At 53.3% G+C, this 16,075-nt stretch carries 11 protein-coding genes; 6 read left to right on the top strand and 5 right to left on the bottom strand.

Annotated features, from left to right (window positions below):
* Positions 1 to 21: 21 nt before the first annotated feature.
* Entirely contained in the window at positions 22 to 1,116 is a 1,095-nt protein-coding gene (locus ACYU87_RS17005) for an SGNH/GDSL hydrolase family protein (RefSeq protein ID WP_461135275.1), read from the top strand.
* 64 nt (positions 1,117 to 1,180) lie between these two features.
* On the opposite strand, the gene ACYU87_RS17000 is transcribed toward ACYU87_RS17005, so the two are convergent.
* Entirely contained in the window at positions 1,181 to 1,816 is a 636-nt protein-coding gene (locus tag ACYU87_RS17000; RefSeq protein WP_461135274.1) for a hypothetical protein, read from the bottom strand.
* Between the two features lie 41 nt (positions 1,817 to 1,857).
* Complete coding sequence (locus ACYU87_RS16995; RefSeq protein ID WP_461135273.1) at positions 1,858 to 2,487, bottom strand: MgtC/SapB family protein; 630 nt, start codon at positions 2,485 to 2,487, stop codon at positions 1,858 to 1,860.
* A gap of 141 nt (positions 2,488 to 2,628) precedes the next feature.
* Here ACYU87_RS16995 and uvrA point away from each other — a divergent pair, with 141 nt between their 5' ends.
* The 5 genes from uvrA to ACYU87_RS16970 all read left to right on the top strand — a co-directional run bounded on the left by uvrA (position 2,629) and on the right by ACYU87_RS16970 (position 13,115).
* A complete protein-coding gene (gene uvrA / locus ACYU87_RS16990) occupies positions 2,629 to 5,580 on the top strand; it encodes an excinuclease ABC subunit UvrA (protein WP_461135272.1) in 2,952 nt (983 codons plus the stop codon).
* Between the two features lie 311 nt (positions 5,581 to 5,891).
* The gene (locus ACYU87_RS16985; protein WP_461135271.1) at positions 5,892 to 8,192 is read left to right on the top strand and encodes a DUF11 domain-containing protein; all 2,301 of its coding nucleotides are present in this window, start codon (positions 5,892 to 5,894) and stop codon (positions 8,190 to 8,192) included.
* A gap of 139 nt (positions 8,193 to 8,331) precedes the next feature.
* Positions 8,332 to 11,091 (top strand): DUF1553 domain-containing protein, encoded by a 2,760-nt coding sequence (locus tag ACYU87_RS16980; protein ID WP_461135270.1) that lies wholly within the window; start codon positions 8,332 to 8,334, stop codon positions 11,089 to 11,091.
* A 25-nt stretch (positions 11,092 to 11,116) separates the two neighbouring features.
* Positions 11,117 to 12,622, top strand: coding sequence for a DUF1501 domain-containing protein (locus tag ACYU87_RS16975; protein WP_461135364.1), 1,506 nt, complete (start codon positions 11,117 to 11,119; stop codon positions 12,620 to 12,622).
* 100 nt (positions 12,623 to 12,722) lie between these two features.
* Positions 12,723 to 13,115: a DMT family transporter gene (locus tag ACYU87_RS16970; protein ID WP_461135269.1), complete on the top strand. Its 393-nt coding sequence runs from the start codon at positions 12,723 to 12,725 to the stop codon at positions 13,113 to 13,115.
* 140 nt (positions 13,116 to 13,255) lie between these two features.
* Here ACYU87_RS16970 and gatC read toward each other — a convergent pair whose 3' ends face one another.
* Genes gatC through purH form a run of 3 tightly spaced genes read right to left on the bottom strand, consistent with a single transcriptional unit; the run spans position 13,256 to position 15,932 of the window.
* Positions 13,256 to 13,543, bottom strand: a complete 288-nt coding sequence (gene gatC / locus ACYU87_RS16965) for an Asp-tRNA(Asn)/Glu-tRNA(Gln) amidotransferase subunit GatC (RefSeq protein ID WP_461135268.1) — start codon at positions 13,541 to 13,543, stop codon at positions 13,256 to 13,258.
* Between the two features lie 53 nt (positions 13,544 to 13,596).
* Positions 13,597 to 14,331 (bottom strand): lysophospholipid acyltransferase family protein, encoded by a 735-nt coding sequence (locus ACYU87_RS16960; protein WP_461135267.1) that lies wholly within the window; start codon positions 14,329 to 14,331, stop codon positions 13,597 to 13,599.
* A 41-nt stretch (positions 14,332 to 14,372) separates the two neighbouring features.
* Positions 14,373 to 15,932 (bottom strand): bifunctional phosphoribosylaminoimidazolecarboxamide formyltransferase/IMP cyclohydrolase, encoded by a 1,560-nt coding sequence (purH, locus tag ACYU87_RS16955; RefSeq protein ID WP_461135266.1) that lies wholly within the window; start codon positions 15,930 to 15,932, stop codon positions 14,373 to 14,375.
* Between the last annotated feature and the right edge of the window lie 143 nt (positions 15,933 to 16,075).

The raw sequence follows: 16,075 nt of genomic DNA, 5'->3' as shown, positions 1-16,075 counted from the left end.
TGAATATAATCAGATGATTCCATGTGTAGCCTGGACGAATTTTTGTACCAATGCCGATCCGGCATAACAGGGGCATTCGCTTTCGCGCTGGCTGCTTTGTTGACTTGTAGTCGTTGCACACAGGATTACCCGGCTGCAGTGGGTAATAAAGCTACTCCTGAACCAACAGGTACGGCATCGACCACCGCTTGTTCCTGTACCACATCGGCCGGGTCGAGTACAACGGTAACGTCGCCTGTTGCCTCAACAACCAGTACACCAGCACCCACTCCCCAGATTGATACCCTGAAAGTACCCGCCCCCCTTATTTCGCCAGATGGCGGTACGTTTCACATTCGTACACAGGTGAGCTTAACGGCTGATACGCTGCCCACGGGAGCGGTTATTGAATACTCGCTGGACAATGGCCTTAGTTGGACGGCGGGCAAGCAGTTCACTCTAGTCACGGGAGGTAACGTGCTGAGTCGAATTCGTTCGGGCAGTAAAGTCTCGCTTAGCCGGTCGTCGGCCCCGTTTACCCTTTACTTTAAGCGGATGCTGGTGATCGGGAACAGCATCATGAGCCACGCACCATCGCCCGATCTGGGCTGGTTTAACAACAATGGAATGGCGGCTTCGGCCCCCGAAAAAGATTTCGTTCATTTATTGACGGGTCGGCTGCGGGCGATTTATCCCGATATGACCATTACGCTTCAATCGGGGGGTAATTTTGAGCGACAGTTCGGAACGACAGGCTACAGCACTGACGAATTCAGCCAATCCCTGCAGCAGGTTCAACCCGATTTGATTGTTGTGCGGCTGGGCGAGAATATTGATGATTCGCAAGTACTGAAACGAGGGTTTGAGTTCCAGCTACGCCAGTTGCTGAATGGGTTGGCTACGTACGGCCAGCCGGTAAGGGTTGTCTGCACAACCGGCCTCTGGCAGCAGCCACTGGCCGACGCGGTCATTCGAAAGGTAACGATCGAGCAAGGGCACGCCCTGGTTGATCTTTCCTGCATGGTTGGGCAGAGTCAGTATTTTGCCACTCAGTATGCAAATCCTGGTGTGGCCGCTCACCCGAATGATGCGGGTATGCAGCGGATTGCGGATATGATCTGGGCTAAGGTTCAATGAGCCGGCCATCAAAACAAAAAAGGCGTTTCCCGTCGGGAAACGCCTTTTTTGTTTTGATTGATGATTAAAAGAACGATAACCGAAGGACAAATGGACTACCGTAAATGACGCGGGCCAGTCCCGAATTATCATTGTAGTTCAGGTTGTATAAAGCCGTTAGATTGACCCCAAAACGCCGGGAAATGGGCTGTGAATAAGTTACGCCTAACAGCGGAGACGTCAGGCTGGCGCTCGATGTCTGCCCTGTCTGGTCGTACTTGACAGCAATCGTACTGTTTTCAATCTCGCCGTGCAGGTACAGATTCGGCAAAATAGACGGAATGAATTCGTACATCACAAAGCCCCGGCCACCGTATTGATTGTACGTTTGAACGGGCACCGTGGATCCCGTATTGGTATAGCCCTTGTAGCGGGTATACGTGTAGGTACCGCCAATACCGATGAGCATACGTTCGGTAGCCTGGTAAGCAATAACTGGCGAAACACCCAGGCTAAAGGGATTACCAAACCGGAAGCCGTTGATGCCGCCACCAAACCGGAGCCGCTGGCCGAAAGGCAACGGTCGGCCTTCCGGCGTTTGCGTACGAAGGGGGTCCTTTCCCTGATCTTTCCGGTCGTCAGGGTCTTCGGTGAGTTGCCCGAAAGCGATGCTACTACTTAATAAAAGGGTGATAAACAGTAATTTCTGGAGATAATTCATGGTGTTCTATTCAGAGAAATAACGCTAATACAGTAACGAAATCAAAAGGTGAATTCTTTTACCTCGGGGTCCCTCAGCAGGCGCATAATGCATTTTTCGTGGTTTTCTTCGGCTCCGCTGACCCGCCAGTAACCGATAATTTCGGTGCCGATCCGTTGCTGCTGATTGCGGGTTGATTTCAGGTCAAATTCGTTGAAAAGCTCTTCGTACTGTTTCAACGTCTTGTTATGAAATGCTGTTACAATCTTATAGTCACGGGTTTGGTTCAGTTTATGGATTCGGCCTGCCAGATTGACCAGCAAAAGTAACGATCCCAGAATAAAGACGAACCCAACCAGGGCAATATCGTAATGACCGGCCCCAACGCACATGCCCAGCGCCGATACGGCCCATACGGTAGCCGCGGTTGTCAGGCCCTTTACCCGATTGTTCTCGCGAAAGATGATACCCGCCCCCAAGAAACCGATGCCGTTTACAATGTTAGCCGCAATCCGGTCGCCGGAACCACCAATTCGGCCCGATATCATGGTAAACAGAGCCGACCCGACACAGATCATAATCATGGTTCGCAGACCGGCCGACTTGCCATGATACTCGCGTTCGACCCCGATCAGTCCACCGATGACCAGCGAAATACTCAGTCGAATAAGGTCTTCCTCCGCAAAATTCATCTCGTGTAGTAGCTAGTACGGGTATTTGCCCGGTCCCGTTGCAAAACCTCGTCGGTTTCAAAAACCAATAAGGGTCAAGAGAAACCATATCCGGAAATAAACCGTTAAAATCTAGATAGAGTTTACCCTCATTAACTTAGAATGACTCAGACCACGGAGACCGAACGCCGGACCGCCGGACCACAGCGTTCCGTTGATCACCTCGACCCCAAACAGTTTATTATCATTAAAGGGGCGAAAGTACACAATCTAAAAGGAATTGACGTTGCCATACCCCGTAACAAGTTAGTGGTGCTGACCGGCCTGTCGGGTTCGGGCAAGTCGTCGCTGGCCTTTGATACCTTGTTTGCGGAGGGCCAGCGCATGTATGTCGAAAGCCTGAGCAGCTACGCCCGCCAGTTTTTAGGGCGTATGGAAAAGCCTGAGGTTGAGTACATTAAAGGTGTGTCGCCCGCTATTGCTATTGAGCAAAAAGTATCAACCCGCAACCCCCGCTCAACGGTTGGCACCTCCACCGAAATTTACGACTACCTGAAGCTGCTCTTTGGCCGGGCCGGTATCACGTATTCCCCGATTTCGGGCCGCGAAGTCCGGAAGGACACGGTAACGGATGTCGTTAATTTTATGTACGAGTTTGATGCCGGGCAGCGTGTGATGGTGATGGCACCCCTGCGCGTTCGCGACGACAGAACCCTGGCGTACGAACTGAATATTCTGCTTCAGAAAGGCTATACCCGTATCGTGACCGATGGCGGTCCGGCGGGTCAGCAGGTTCTGCAGATCGAAGACGTATTGATCGGCGAGGAAGCAAATGTACCTGAACCTTACACATCGCTGGAAATTCTGGTAGACCGGGGCACGGTGCTGTACGACGACAACGGCAACCCCGACGAAGATAACCAGTACCGTTTTTCTGACTCGGTGCAAACGGCCTTTAGCGAGGGCGACGGTACCTGCCGGGTCGATGTAGTCGGTAAAGAGTCCCGAATCTTTTCCGACAAGTTTGAGCTGGATGGTATCGTGTTCGAGGAGCCGAGCGTCAATCTGTTCACGTTCAATAACCCTTACGGAGCCTGCCGTCGCTGCGATGGATTTGGCAAAGTGCTGGGTATAGATCCTGATCTGGTTATTCCCGACAAAAACCTGTCGGTATTCGAGGGGGCCATTGCGCCCTGGCGCAGTGAGAAGATGAGCGAGGAGTTTCTGAAGCCACTACTCAAAAACGGTATCCGGTTCGACTTTCCGATTCATCGGCCCTACAAAGACCTGACCTCCGCCGAGCAGGAGTTGCTCTGGACGGGTAATAAATACTTTGAGGGTATACAGGCTTTCTTCAACTTCGTGGAAAGTCAGACCTTCAAGGTTCAGTACCGCGTCATGCTGTCCCGGTATCGGGGTAAAACGACCTGTCCCGAATGCCGGGGCTCCCGGCTGCGCAAGGATGCCGGTTATGTGAAGATTGCGGGCAAATCCATCACCGACCTCGTCTTGCTGCCCCTTACCCACGTGACAACGTTCTTCCGCGAAATAGACCTTCCCGAACACCAGCAGAAGGTCGCTAACCGAATTCTGATCGAAATCCGTAACCGTCTGGACTATATGGAGCGGGTGGGGCTAGGCTATCTGACGCTCAATCGCCTGACTAATACCTTATCGGGTGGAGAGTATCAGCGCATCAAACTGGCGACGTCGCTGGGGTCAGCTCTGGTGGGGTCGATGTACATTCTGGATGAGCCAAGCATTGGCCTGCATCCGCGCGACACCCAGCGTCTGGTGAGTGTTCTCGAATCGTTGCGCGATATGGGTAACACCGTCATTGTGGTTGAACACGAGGAAGAAGTGATGCGGGCCGCCGACCAACTTATTGACATTGGCCCCGATGCGGGTTCGCTGGGTGGGCATCTGGTGTTTCAGGGTACGTGGGATGATGTCATGTCAGGCGTACAAAACCACGATGGGGCCGGAGAACAGGTCGAAATGGAAAATGGCTCCGGTCAATTGCCAACCGTATCGCGTACATCCCACACCATCGACTTCCTGACGGGCCGCGAAACCGTTCCGGTGCCTTCATTCCGGCGAAAAGCAACTAATTTCATTGAGTTGAAAGGAGCCCGTGAAAACAACCTGAAAGGCGTGGATGCGCGGTTTCCGCTTAACACGCTCACGGTGGTAACAGGCGTATCGGGCTCGGGCAAAAGTACCCTGATCCGAAAAGTACTGTATCCGGCGCTCATGCGACAACGGGGCGAAGGCACGGAAGAAGCCGGTAAATTCGATGGGTTGAGTGGCTCCCTGGACCGGATCTCGTCGGTTGAGATGATCGACCAGAATCCAATCGGTAAATCGAGTCGTTCCAACCCGGTCACCTACATCAAAGCGTACGATTATCTCCGGCAGGTAATGGCCGACCAGGCCGTGTCCAAATCACGGGGGTACAAGCCGAGTCATTTTTCGTTCAACGTGGATGGCGGCCGTTGTGAGGTATGCCAGGGTGAAGGTGAAGTGAAGATCGAGATGCAGTTTATGGCCGACATCTACCTAAAATGCGAGGGTTGTGGTGGTAAACGCTTCAAACAGGAAGTGCTGGAGGTAACGCTGCACGACAAGAACGTATCCGATATTCTGGACATGACGGTCGATGAAGCTATTGGTTTCTTTCGGAAAGTAGACAACAAAATGGCCGATAAACTACAGCCCCTGCAGGATGTAGGACTGGGCTATATCGGTCTGGGGCAATCGGCGAATACGCTGTCGGGGGGAGAAGCTCAACGCGTGAAGCTGGCGTCGTTTCTGGGAAAGGGCAACCCAAACAAGGGAAGCACGTTGTTCATTTTTGATGAACCGACTACCGGCCTGCATTTTCACGACATCCGCAAGCTGCTCTCGGCCATCAACGCATTGGTCGATCAGGGGGATTCGGTCATTATTATCGAGCACAACATGGAAGTCATTAAAAACGCCGACCACATCATCGACCTGGGTCCCGAAGGGGGCGAAACGGGGGGGTATATCACCTTCACCGGCACACCCGAGGAGATGGTAAATCTGACGGATGGTAATTTTACCGCGCAGTATTTGAAAGGTAAAGTCTGATAAACTGGTTCATGCGTACGAAAAAGGTGGGTGGCAACATCCACCTTTTTTAGGTTTTGAGAAATCTCGCGCGGCAGATCCTTAGATCTGCCAGCACGAAGAGGTACGAAACGTAGCTGTTTTGTTGAAAAAGAATCGCTTTTAGTATATAAAAAAGCCTCTCTTGCCGCTTGCCAGACAAGGGTAACCAACTTTCCTGTATTTTCGCGGAGTTAATCTCTTCGCCGTTCATGTTCAGGGTTGTTACGTGGTTTTTTCTAGTTCTTTTCGGGCCGGTTTCTGCTTTTGCACAACTTCAGATTTCTCATCCGATGGCACGCCTGGTGGTACAGCGCGGGCTCGATGGAAATGGACGGCTTTATCTGTCAGGGCGCTTCACGGGCTCGGTCGATCGGGTAGAAGCTCAGTTAACGCCCGCTGTGGCTGGTCAGGGGGTGGCTACCGGCTGGCAAACAGTCCAGACAAATCCCGTTAATAATCTTTTTCTGGGATACGTTACGGGTGCCGGTGGCTGGTATGTCCTTACTGTACGCACCATGGTGGGCAGCGCCGTACAGGAGCAGGTGAGCGTTCAACCCGTTGGTATCGGCGAGGTATTCGTTACCGCGGGCCAATCGAACTCGCGCGGGCTTGGCATCGGCGACAACGATCTTGGTACCAATACAGACCGTGTCAACGCCATAGATTCCATCAACCACTATTATCCACAACCACCGGCGGCACCAGCGCTGCTATCTTCCGGTGATCCGTCGCCAGTTGCCCGATTCAAGGCGTTAACCGCAGCCCGACGCATATTCCCGATGGCTGAAAGCTCATGGGGGTGGGGTGAACTGGGCGACTATATCGTAAACCGGTACAACGTGCCGGTGGCTTTTTTCGTAGCGGGCTGGGATGGGTCAACCATCGATAACTGGCAGAAAACAGCAAACGGCACGCCAACCTGTAATGCCTACTACTGCACGGGGGGAAACTGGGAAAATCTGCAGCCCTACACAAACCTGAAGAACGTGCTGCGGTATTATGGTTCGGTGTCCGGTGTGCGGGCTATTCTGTGGCATCAGGGCGAAGCAGAAGCTGATGTGGCCAGCAGCGATATTCCAACATACGCCGACCGGCTTCGGGATGTTATCCAAAAGACGCGCCAGGATTTCGGGGGGCAGAATGTGCCCTGGATGGTCGCTCGGGCGTCATTTAACGGCACAAAGGCAACCCCCGCCGTAGTTGCCCAGCAGGAGAACGTGATTGCTACGTCTGGGTTCAATGTGTTTCAGGGGCCGTACAATGACACCATTCAGAACCGAAACGCCGGGAACGTCGATGTTCACTTTCGCAATATCTCGCGGCCATCGCCCCACCCTCAGTATTACCTGAATAATCAGCCTATTCCAACGAACATGGGCCTGTCCAGGTTTGCCCGTAACTGGAATAATAGCCTCAACAATGCGTTTTTTCAGAATGCTCAACCCATCACACCAACTCAGTTTGCCGTAACAGGTAACCTGGCCGCGTATGTATCACCGGGTGCCACGCTGTCCGTAACATTCAGTACGTTGGGTACGTTTAACGCTGGAAATCAATGGCAGGTACAACTGCTGGATTCACTGGGCCAGTATAAGGGCGTTTTGGGCAGCGGGTCGAGCAGTCCCATCCAGGTGACACTTCCCAGCGATCTCAAAAGCGGTCGTTTCCAGATTCGGGTCGTGTCTACCTCACCAGCCGGACCGGCTGTACCGTCCAATCTGTTTCAGATTTCCAATCAGGCCGACGTGAGTTTATCCATGAGCAGCAGCCAGCGAACGCCTGATGTCAATACGCCCGTCACGATCAGCCTATATGTTCAGAATGCCGGACCGGGACCGGCAAAGGGCATCGTTGTTCGGGATCGCTTACCCGATAATCTGGCCTTTGTGTCCTCCTCCGATTTAGCGATCTCGGGAACGGTACTGACCAGTGCCGCCCTCGACATCACTGCGGGTTCAACTCAAAAACTCACGTTTATCGCAACCCCAACCCAGTCGGGCACCTACCGTAACGCAGCCGAAGTTTCTCAGGCTGCCACGTCTGATCCCGACAGCCAGCCAAACTCCGGCACTGGCGACGGCCAGGATGATGCCGTTCAACTGGATTTTCGGACGCGCCAGAACAGTGCCGACGTGTTTACCTCGCCCAACCCGAACCAGGTACCGCTGCCAAGCGTCAGTAGTAGCCAGCCCACTCCCGATCCAGCCAAGGCCGACGTGAGCCTGGGTCTGTCCGTGAGCAACCGAGCCCCTGGTATCGGCGATGTGCTTACCTATACCTTAACGATGACCAATCTGGGTGGTTTGTCGGCAACGGGTTTGAGCGTGGCCGCTTATCTGCCCGCTGGTCAGGTTTTCGTGCCGGGCGATGATTTTAGTGCCTCCGGCGGATCGTTGGTAAGCGGAGTGAGCAGTTTAGCCGCCGGAAGCAGTATTTCTCTACGCTTCCGGGCCAGGACCACCGCCAGCGGTCAGGGTATTGCTACGGCTCAGGTTGTGTCCTCCAATGTAGCCGACCCTGATTCTACGCCCAATAATGGCGTAACAAATGGGGAAGACGATACCGCCCAGGTAGACATTCGGGTCAGGTAAACGGATCATTCGTAATAAATCCATCTGAATGAGGTAAATGTGATTCGGTAAACGCTCTTTCAGAAAGTTTGAACAGACTCAGTACAAAAACCAGCATATATGCTTTTGGTAGCAGTGAATCGCTGTGTGTCTGTGCTTTATGAAAATCAGATGGATTCTTTTGGGGTCAATGAGCTTGGGAATGGCCCTCGTGCTCTCGTCGTTTCTCGGCTTCTTCGAGAAACGGGTGGATTATAATACCCAGATCAAACCCCTGCTGAACAAAAACTGCATCGCCTGCCACGGTGGTGTCAAGAAAGCCGCTGGATTTTCCCTGCTTTTCAAACACGAAGCGCTCGCCCCCGCTAAATCGGGCAAGCTGGCGATCATTCCCGGAGATGCGGATAACAGCGAACTGATCCGGCGGTTAACGCTGACCGATCCTGATGAGCGAATGCCGCTCGATCATCCGCCCCTGAAACCCGACGAGATAGATCTCCTTCGCCAATGGATTGACCAGGGGGCCGAGTGGGGTGATCATTGGGCGTACCAAACCGTTCAGCGCCCCGATGTGCCCAAAATAGGTACGTTCTGGAGCCGGTTGGGGCTGGTCGACAACGACGAAACTACCTGGGCCCGAAATGAGATTGACCATTTCATTCTGGACAAACTCAGGCAGGAAGAACTCAAACCTTCGCCCGAGGCCGACCGGGCTACGCTGATCCGGCGGGTATCGCTCGATTTAACGGGTCTGCCACCAGCCGAGAAAGACGTTGCGGCTTTTGTCGCGGATCAATCGCCGGGAGCCTATGAAAAAGTGGTTGATCGACTACTTCAATCACCCGCATACGGCGAACGATGGACGGGTATGTGGCTCGATCTGGCCCGGTATGCCGATACTAAAGGGTATGAGCGCGACCCTGGTCGGAAAATCTGGCGCTACCGCGACTGGCTGATCAGGGCCTTCAATGCGGATAAACCATTCGATCAATTCGCAGTAGAGCAGCTGGCGGGTGACTTGTTGCCCGGTCCCACTGATGATCAACTTGTTGCGACGGGCTTTCATCGGAACACTATGACGAATGATGAAGGCGGCACCCAGGACGAAGAGTTTAGAACGGCGGCTGTGATCGACCGGGTCAATACTACCTGGGATGTGTTTCAGGGCACTACTTTTTCCTGTATCCAGTGCCATAGCCACCCGTACGACCCTTTCACCCACGATGAATATTATAAATATCTCGCTTTTTTCAACAACACACGCGATGAGGATGTAACGAGCGATACCCCGACCCTTCGCTTCTACAAACCCGCCGATTCGCTTAAGATGCTTGCCCTGCAGCAGTACATTGCCCACGCAGCCGCCAATCCGAAACTGGCGCAGAATACCATTCGCCAGGTTACGCACTTGCTTCGTACGGTTGAACCCAAAATAAACTCACACGATTTTGACCAACACGTCAATGCATCTCTGCTCGATGCTAAATATTTCGGGTTTCAGGACAAAGGGTCCTGCCGTATCAAAGACGTAACCCTGACGGGTCGGTCGCGTTTGTTGATCCGGTGGGGTACCCAGGCGACAAAGGCAACGGTCACGCTGCGCCAGGATAAACCTGATGGCGTCATTTTAGCGCAGATTCCAACCCCAGCGCCCGGAAAAGATACTATCCAGATAATTCCGTTGCCGTCCATTCAGGGACGACACAGCCTGTATTTATCGTTGAACAGCCCGGAGAAACCGAAAGAATGGGTACAGATAAAATGGGTGTCGTTTGTTCCAGTTCTGCCGGGCCAGCCGCTCGATTTTCCCGGTGAGCAGGACAAACAGCTGCTCGACCTGCTCAATGCCGACGTTGACCAGACGCCGATTATGCTTGATGGGTCCGGCGATCTAGCCAGAGAGACGCATATTTTTGAACGGGGTAACTGGATGGTGAAAGGAAAAAAGGTAAGCCCCGATGTGCCCAAATCATTTCCGGCCATGGACCCTGAACTGCCCAAGAACCGTCTGGGTCTGGCCAGGTGGATGGTTAACCGGAAGCACCCGTTAACGGCTCGTGTGGCCGTGAATCGTTTCTGGGAGCAATTGTTCGGCGCGGGGATTGTCGAAACCGTAGAGGATATGGGTACGCAGGGTATTCCGCCAACGCATCGGGAACTGCTGGATTATCTGGCCGTCGAGTTTATGGAAGGTGATCAGTGGCATATTAAGAAACTACTGAAACGAATGGTGATGTCGGCCACTTATCGGCAACAATCAAAGGCCACCCCGGCGCTTCTGGCCAGTGATCCGTTCAACAAATTATTGGCCAGAGGACCGCGCGTCCGGTTGTCGGCCGAAGCCGTTCATGATCAGGCACTGGCCGTGAGTGGGGTGCTGAGCCATAAGCTGTACGGGCCAAGTGTGATGCCGGTTCAGCCGGATGGCATCTGGCAGTCGCCCTACGATGGGGATTCGTGGCAGCAGAGCACGGGCGAAGATCTGCATCGGCGGGCTTTGTACACCTACTGGAAACGAACGGCTCCCTACCCGTCGATGGTCACGTTTGACAGTCCAAGCCGGGAGTTTTGCCAGCTACGACGACTTCGGACTAACACGCCGTTGCAGGCGCTGGTAACGCTGAACGATCCTGTCTATGTAGAAGCTGCTCAACACCTGGCCAGTTACATGCTGGCGCACGGAAAATCGCCCGATAACCAGATACAGGCCGGTTATCGGCAACTTATGCTGCGGGATCTGTCGCCGAAAAAGCTGCTTGTCCTGACCCAGCTTTACCGTAATACGGAGCAGTATTACCGCCAGAAACCAGACGAGGCCAGAAAGCTATTGGATTGTATGAATGTTACACCCCAACGGGCAGCCCTGACCGTAACGGCCAACACCATGCTGAATCTGGACGAGGTGATCACGAAAGAGTAGGCCTGAGCTTTAGGCATGGAACATGATGAAAAAACTCCTTAACGAACTCCAACAGGCAGCAGCCGAGCGCGAAACCCGGCGTCATTTTCTGCATACCTGCTCAACGGGCCTGGGGGCTATGGCCCTGAGTTCGGTGCTGGGAAGCTGTGGATTTTTCGGCAAACAAGATCCGCAGAATACCGTTGTTGGCTCTGCCCCGTCAATGGATGGATCCGCTACGGCACCCCATCCGGCGCACTACGTGCCAAAGGCCAAACGGATCATTTACATTCACATGGCCGGGTCACCAAGTCAGTTGGAACTGTTTGATTACAAGCCCGAACTGGCGAAATACAACGGAAAAGACTGCCCACAGGCGTTGCTCGAAGGAAAGAAGTTTGCCTTTATCCGGGGTGTTCCGAAAATGCTCGGTCCACAGGGGAAGTTTGCCCAATACGGCCAGTCAGGTGCATGGGTATCTGACTACTTACCCCACTTACAGGGCGTTGTCGATGATATTTCGTTTCTGAAAGCCATGCATACCGATCAGTTCAACCACGCGCCCGCGCAGTTGCTCATGCACACGGGCAGCGCCAGGCTGGGTCGGCCGAGTATGGGATCCTGGGTGACGTATGGTTTGGGAACGGAAAATGATAATCTGCCCGGCTATATCGTGCTGGCCTCGGGTGGAAAGCAACCCGACGCAGGCAAATCCGTTTGGGGGAGTGGGTTTCTGCCAACGGTGTACCAGGGCGTTCAGTGCCGTACGGATGGCGACCCGGTGTTGTATGCTTCTGACCCGGCCGGTATAAGCCGGGATGTGCGCAAACAAACGATCGACGCCATTAGCCAGATCAACCAGCAGCAGTACGACGATGTCAAGGATCCCGAAATTCTGACCCGTATCGCCCAGTACGAACTGGCCTTTCGAATGCAGATGTCGGTGCCCGATGCCATGGACATTAAAAGCGAACCGCAATACATTCTCGACAGCTATGGGGTAGACCTGAACAAGGGTTCTTTTTCGCGCAACTGCCTGCTCGCCCGTCGGCTGGTTGAGCGGGGTGTTCGATTCGTTCAACTGTTCGATTGGGGATGGGACACGCACGGTACCAGTGCCGATGGTGCCATTGAAATTGGCCTCAAAAACAAGTGTAAGGAGTCTGATCAGGCCGTAGCGGCCCTGCTGAAGGATTTGAAACAACGGGGTTTACTGGATGATACCCTCGTGGTCTGGGGTGGAGAGTTTGGTCGGACGCCGATGCAGGAAAACCGCGATGGGCAGGTACTTCCCTTCATGGGGCGCGACCATCACCTCGAAGCATTTACGGTCTGGATGGCGGGAGGTGGCGTTAAGCGAGGGTTTTCGTTCGGCGAAACCGACGATATTGGCTACTATGGCGTGAAAGACAAAGTGCATATTCACGACCTTCAGGCAACGATTCTTCACCTGCTCGGATTTGACCACACCCGGTTAACCTACCAGTTTCAGGGGCGTCCCTTCCGGCTGACGGATGTGGCCGGTAAGCTTATTAAACCCATACTGGCCTGAGAAATGGCAACAATTTCTTAATCGCGTTCCTGGTCATATACCTTGCCTGGCGCGGTTACGGCGCGTTCCTTTGCGGGTATGTTAATCACTGGTTGATGCCATGACAACTCAGACCGCGCTTTCCTGGATTTACCTGATTGGAGCAGCCGCCTGCGAGATGGCCTGGATGTATTCACTCAAATACCTGCGGTGGGATGCCCTGAAAGCCCTTCGCTGGGATACGTTTTACCGCGCCGATGTGGGTTGGCCAGTCCTGTTGCCCTGGATTGCCTATGTGCTCTTCGGTATTGTCAATACCATTCTGCTGGCCATCGCCATGCGTACCATACCAACCACAACGGCTTTTGCGGTCTGGATGGCGCTAACGCTGGTATTCCTGAAAGCCGCCGATGTTTTCTGGCTCAAGCTAAGCTGGTCGTGGAGCGAATTACTGTTCATTCTCCTGATTACGGTCGGTATTATCGGGCTGAAGTTCGTTAGCCCGACGGAGTGAGAACGAGAATGTAAGCTAGCTGTTGGAGTTCATGCTACTTCTCATGTCTGTCTGTGGAGTCTATTTTAAGAATCGCACCGGCGACCCGGCTGACACCACAATCACATTAATCAAATGAGCGCAACACCCTAGCTTTCAGTCTATTCCAGCACCTTGGGTACTTCGAAAAACTGGTCGTCGTGCTGGGGCGCGTTGGCGAGAGCCTGTTCACGGGCGAGGTGATTGGCTACGGCATCATTACGCAGCACGTTCGTTTCGGCCGACATGTGCGTGAGCGGTTCAACGCCGGTTGTATCGACCTCATTTAACTGCTCCATCCAGGTCAGTACGCCGTTTAGGCTCGTCAATAAGGCTGCCTCTTCATCTGGCTTCACCTCCAGCCGGGATAGATGGGCAATTTTATGCAGTGTTTCCTGATCTACTTTCATGCGCAATGAGTGAATGAACGAGTGAGTGAAAGAGTGAAGGGCCCGGTTAAGAATCAGGAGGCCAGTGCGTTCTTGCTGCTCAGTAGTTCCGTGTTTATGATTCGATACGTTTCTTCTTTTAAGCGAGGTACGTCTTCCTGCGTCATCCCCTTCGTTTCGATGGGTGGGTGAACGACCGCCCGCAGTGGATGCCAGTGAAATCGAACCGGGCTCTTATCCGGTAAGATCTGGTAGTTATTCAAAAGCGTAACCGGCACAACGGGCACCTGCTGTTGAATGGCCATCGTAAAGGCCCCATCTTTAAACGGAACCATCTGTGGAGGCTCTGGCGCCCGAATACCCCCTTCCGGAAAAATCATGATGCTTCGTCCAGAGGCCAGCGTTCTGATGGATTTAGCCAGTGAATACGCGCGGCTGTTCGGCTGATCCCGATCGACCTGTACGTGCAGTTTCGCGAACATATAGCCCAGCAATGGAATGGCTTTTACGTCGCTTTTTCCGACAAAGGCATAATAGTTTTTTACGATGACGCCCATGACCGCAATATCCAGATACGAGAAGTGATTCGCGCAGAAAACGTACACGACCTTCGGCTCCGGGGTGAATCGGTAATCAACCCGAACGGGAACACCGATGCCGGCAAAAAAAAGAGTACCCCAGAGGTAGTTGACCTTGTGAGCCAGTGGCTTCCAGGCGTCACGCTGCAAAAATACAAACTGGATCGGGAACAGAAATAGGTATAAAACTACCAGGTAAGTCGCGCACCAGATTGTATACAGTAATCGCATAGAACAGGTTTCGGGCTGGCTGGCCAGCCAGCCCGAAAATATTAGTGTTTAAAATGACGAACGCCCGTCGTAACCATAGCCAGACCGTGTTGATTGCAATAATCAATCGAGTCCTGATCACGAATGGAACCACCCGGTTGCACGACGGCCGTAATGCCTGCCTGACCCGCTATTTCAACGCAGTCGGGGAAGGGGAAAAACGCGTCCGAAGCCATTACCGACCCCGTCAGGTCGAAACCGAAGGAGCGAGCCTTCTCAATGGCCTGGCGCAGCGCATCAACACGCGATGTTTGCCCGACGCCACTGGCCAGTAACTGGCCGTACATGGGACCAGCTTCTTTCGCCAGTACAATCGTGTTCGACTTGGTGTGTTTACAAACCTTCAGGGCAAATTCCAGGGCGCGGTTTTCGCTCTCGGTAGGCGCTTTCTCCGTAACAACCTTAAACTGAGCCGTTACTTCAGTCTGGTTATCTTTATCCTGCTCCAGCACGCCGTTCAGAACCGTTTTGAACATAACGGTGGGCAGGCTGATGGCGTTACGCTTCAGCAGAATCCGGTTCTTCTTCGACTTCAGCAGAGTCAATGCGTCCGGCGCATAATCGGGCGCAATCAGAATCTCCATGAAGAGTTTATTCAACTCCTCCGCCGTTTCCAGATCGATGGATTTGTTGGTGATGACTACGCCACCGAAGGCCGATACCGGATCGCAGGCGAGTGCGTTCAGATACGCTTCTTTGGCCGAGGGAGCCGTGGCAATACCGCAGGCATTGGTGTGTTTAATGATGGCAAAAGCACTAACGTCGGCGTCCGCAAACTCATCGATCAGGCTTACACAAGCATCAACGTCGACCAGGTTATTGTACGACAATTCTTTGCCGTGCAGTTTGTCGAACATGGCTTCCAGGTCTCCATAGAACGTAGCCTGCTGGTGCGGGTTCTCCCCGTACCGAAGGTGGTTGGCGGGTAGGGCTTTGAAGTCGTAGATTGGTCCGGTTACTTCCGATGGTTGGGCACTCCCGGCAAAATAAGCCTGAATGGCGGTGTCGTATTGCGACGTCACGGAAAAGGCCTTACCGGCATATTGCCGACGGTCGTCCAGGTCGGTCGAACCATTTTTCTGGCTCAACAGCGTTACAACATCGGTGTACTGGCTCCGCGAGGAAACGATCAGAACATCGTTATAATTTTTGGCAGCCGCCCGGATCAGCGAAATACCGCCAATGTCAATCTTTTCGATAATGTCATCGTCCGACGCACCCGATGCAACCGTTTCTTCAAACGGGTATAAATCAACGATAACCAGGTCGATCGGTGGAATCTGGTGCCGCCCGGCCTGAGCCAGATCTTCGGGTACATCCCGACGGTACAAAATACCGCCCATAACGGCTGGGTGCAGGGTTTTTACCCGCCCGCCAAAAATAGAGGGATAGCCGGTAAGGTCTTCAACAGCCGTTACGGGAATGCCGAGTTGCTCGATAAAGGTTTGGGTGCCACCCGTCGAGTATAATTTGACGTTCTGTTCGTTCAACAGCCGGACTAAGGGTTCGAGACCGTCTTTGTAAAAAACGGAAATCAGCGCGGAGGAGATTTTGAGGGACATGAGGTCGATTGGAACAGCGTTGCGGCTGTTGACTATTGGGTTGTCCAATTATGCAAAACAGTAACGCAACTGCGTCGATTGGACGTGCAAAGATAACCAAAGGTCTTAACTTTGTCAGCCCGGCGCACAAAAGCCAAACCAGG

This window comes from Spirosoma lituiforme (genome assembly GCF_054776635.1).
Note: the sequence above shows the minus strand (reverse complement) of the source record. Positions and strands in the feature narration are given on the sequence as shown.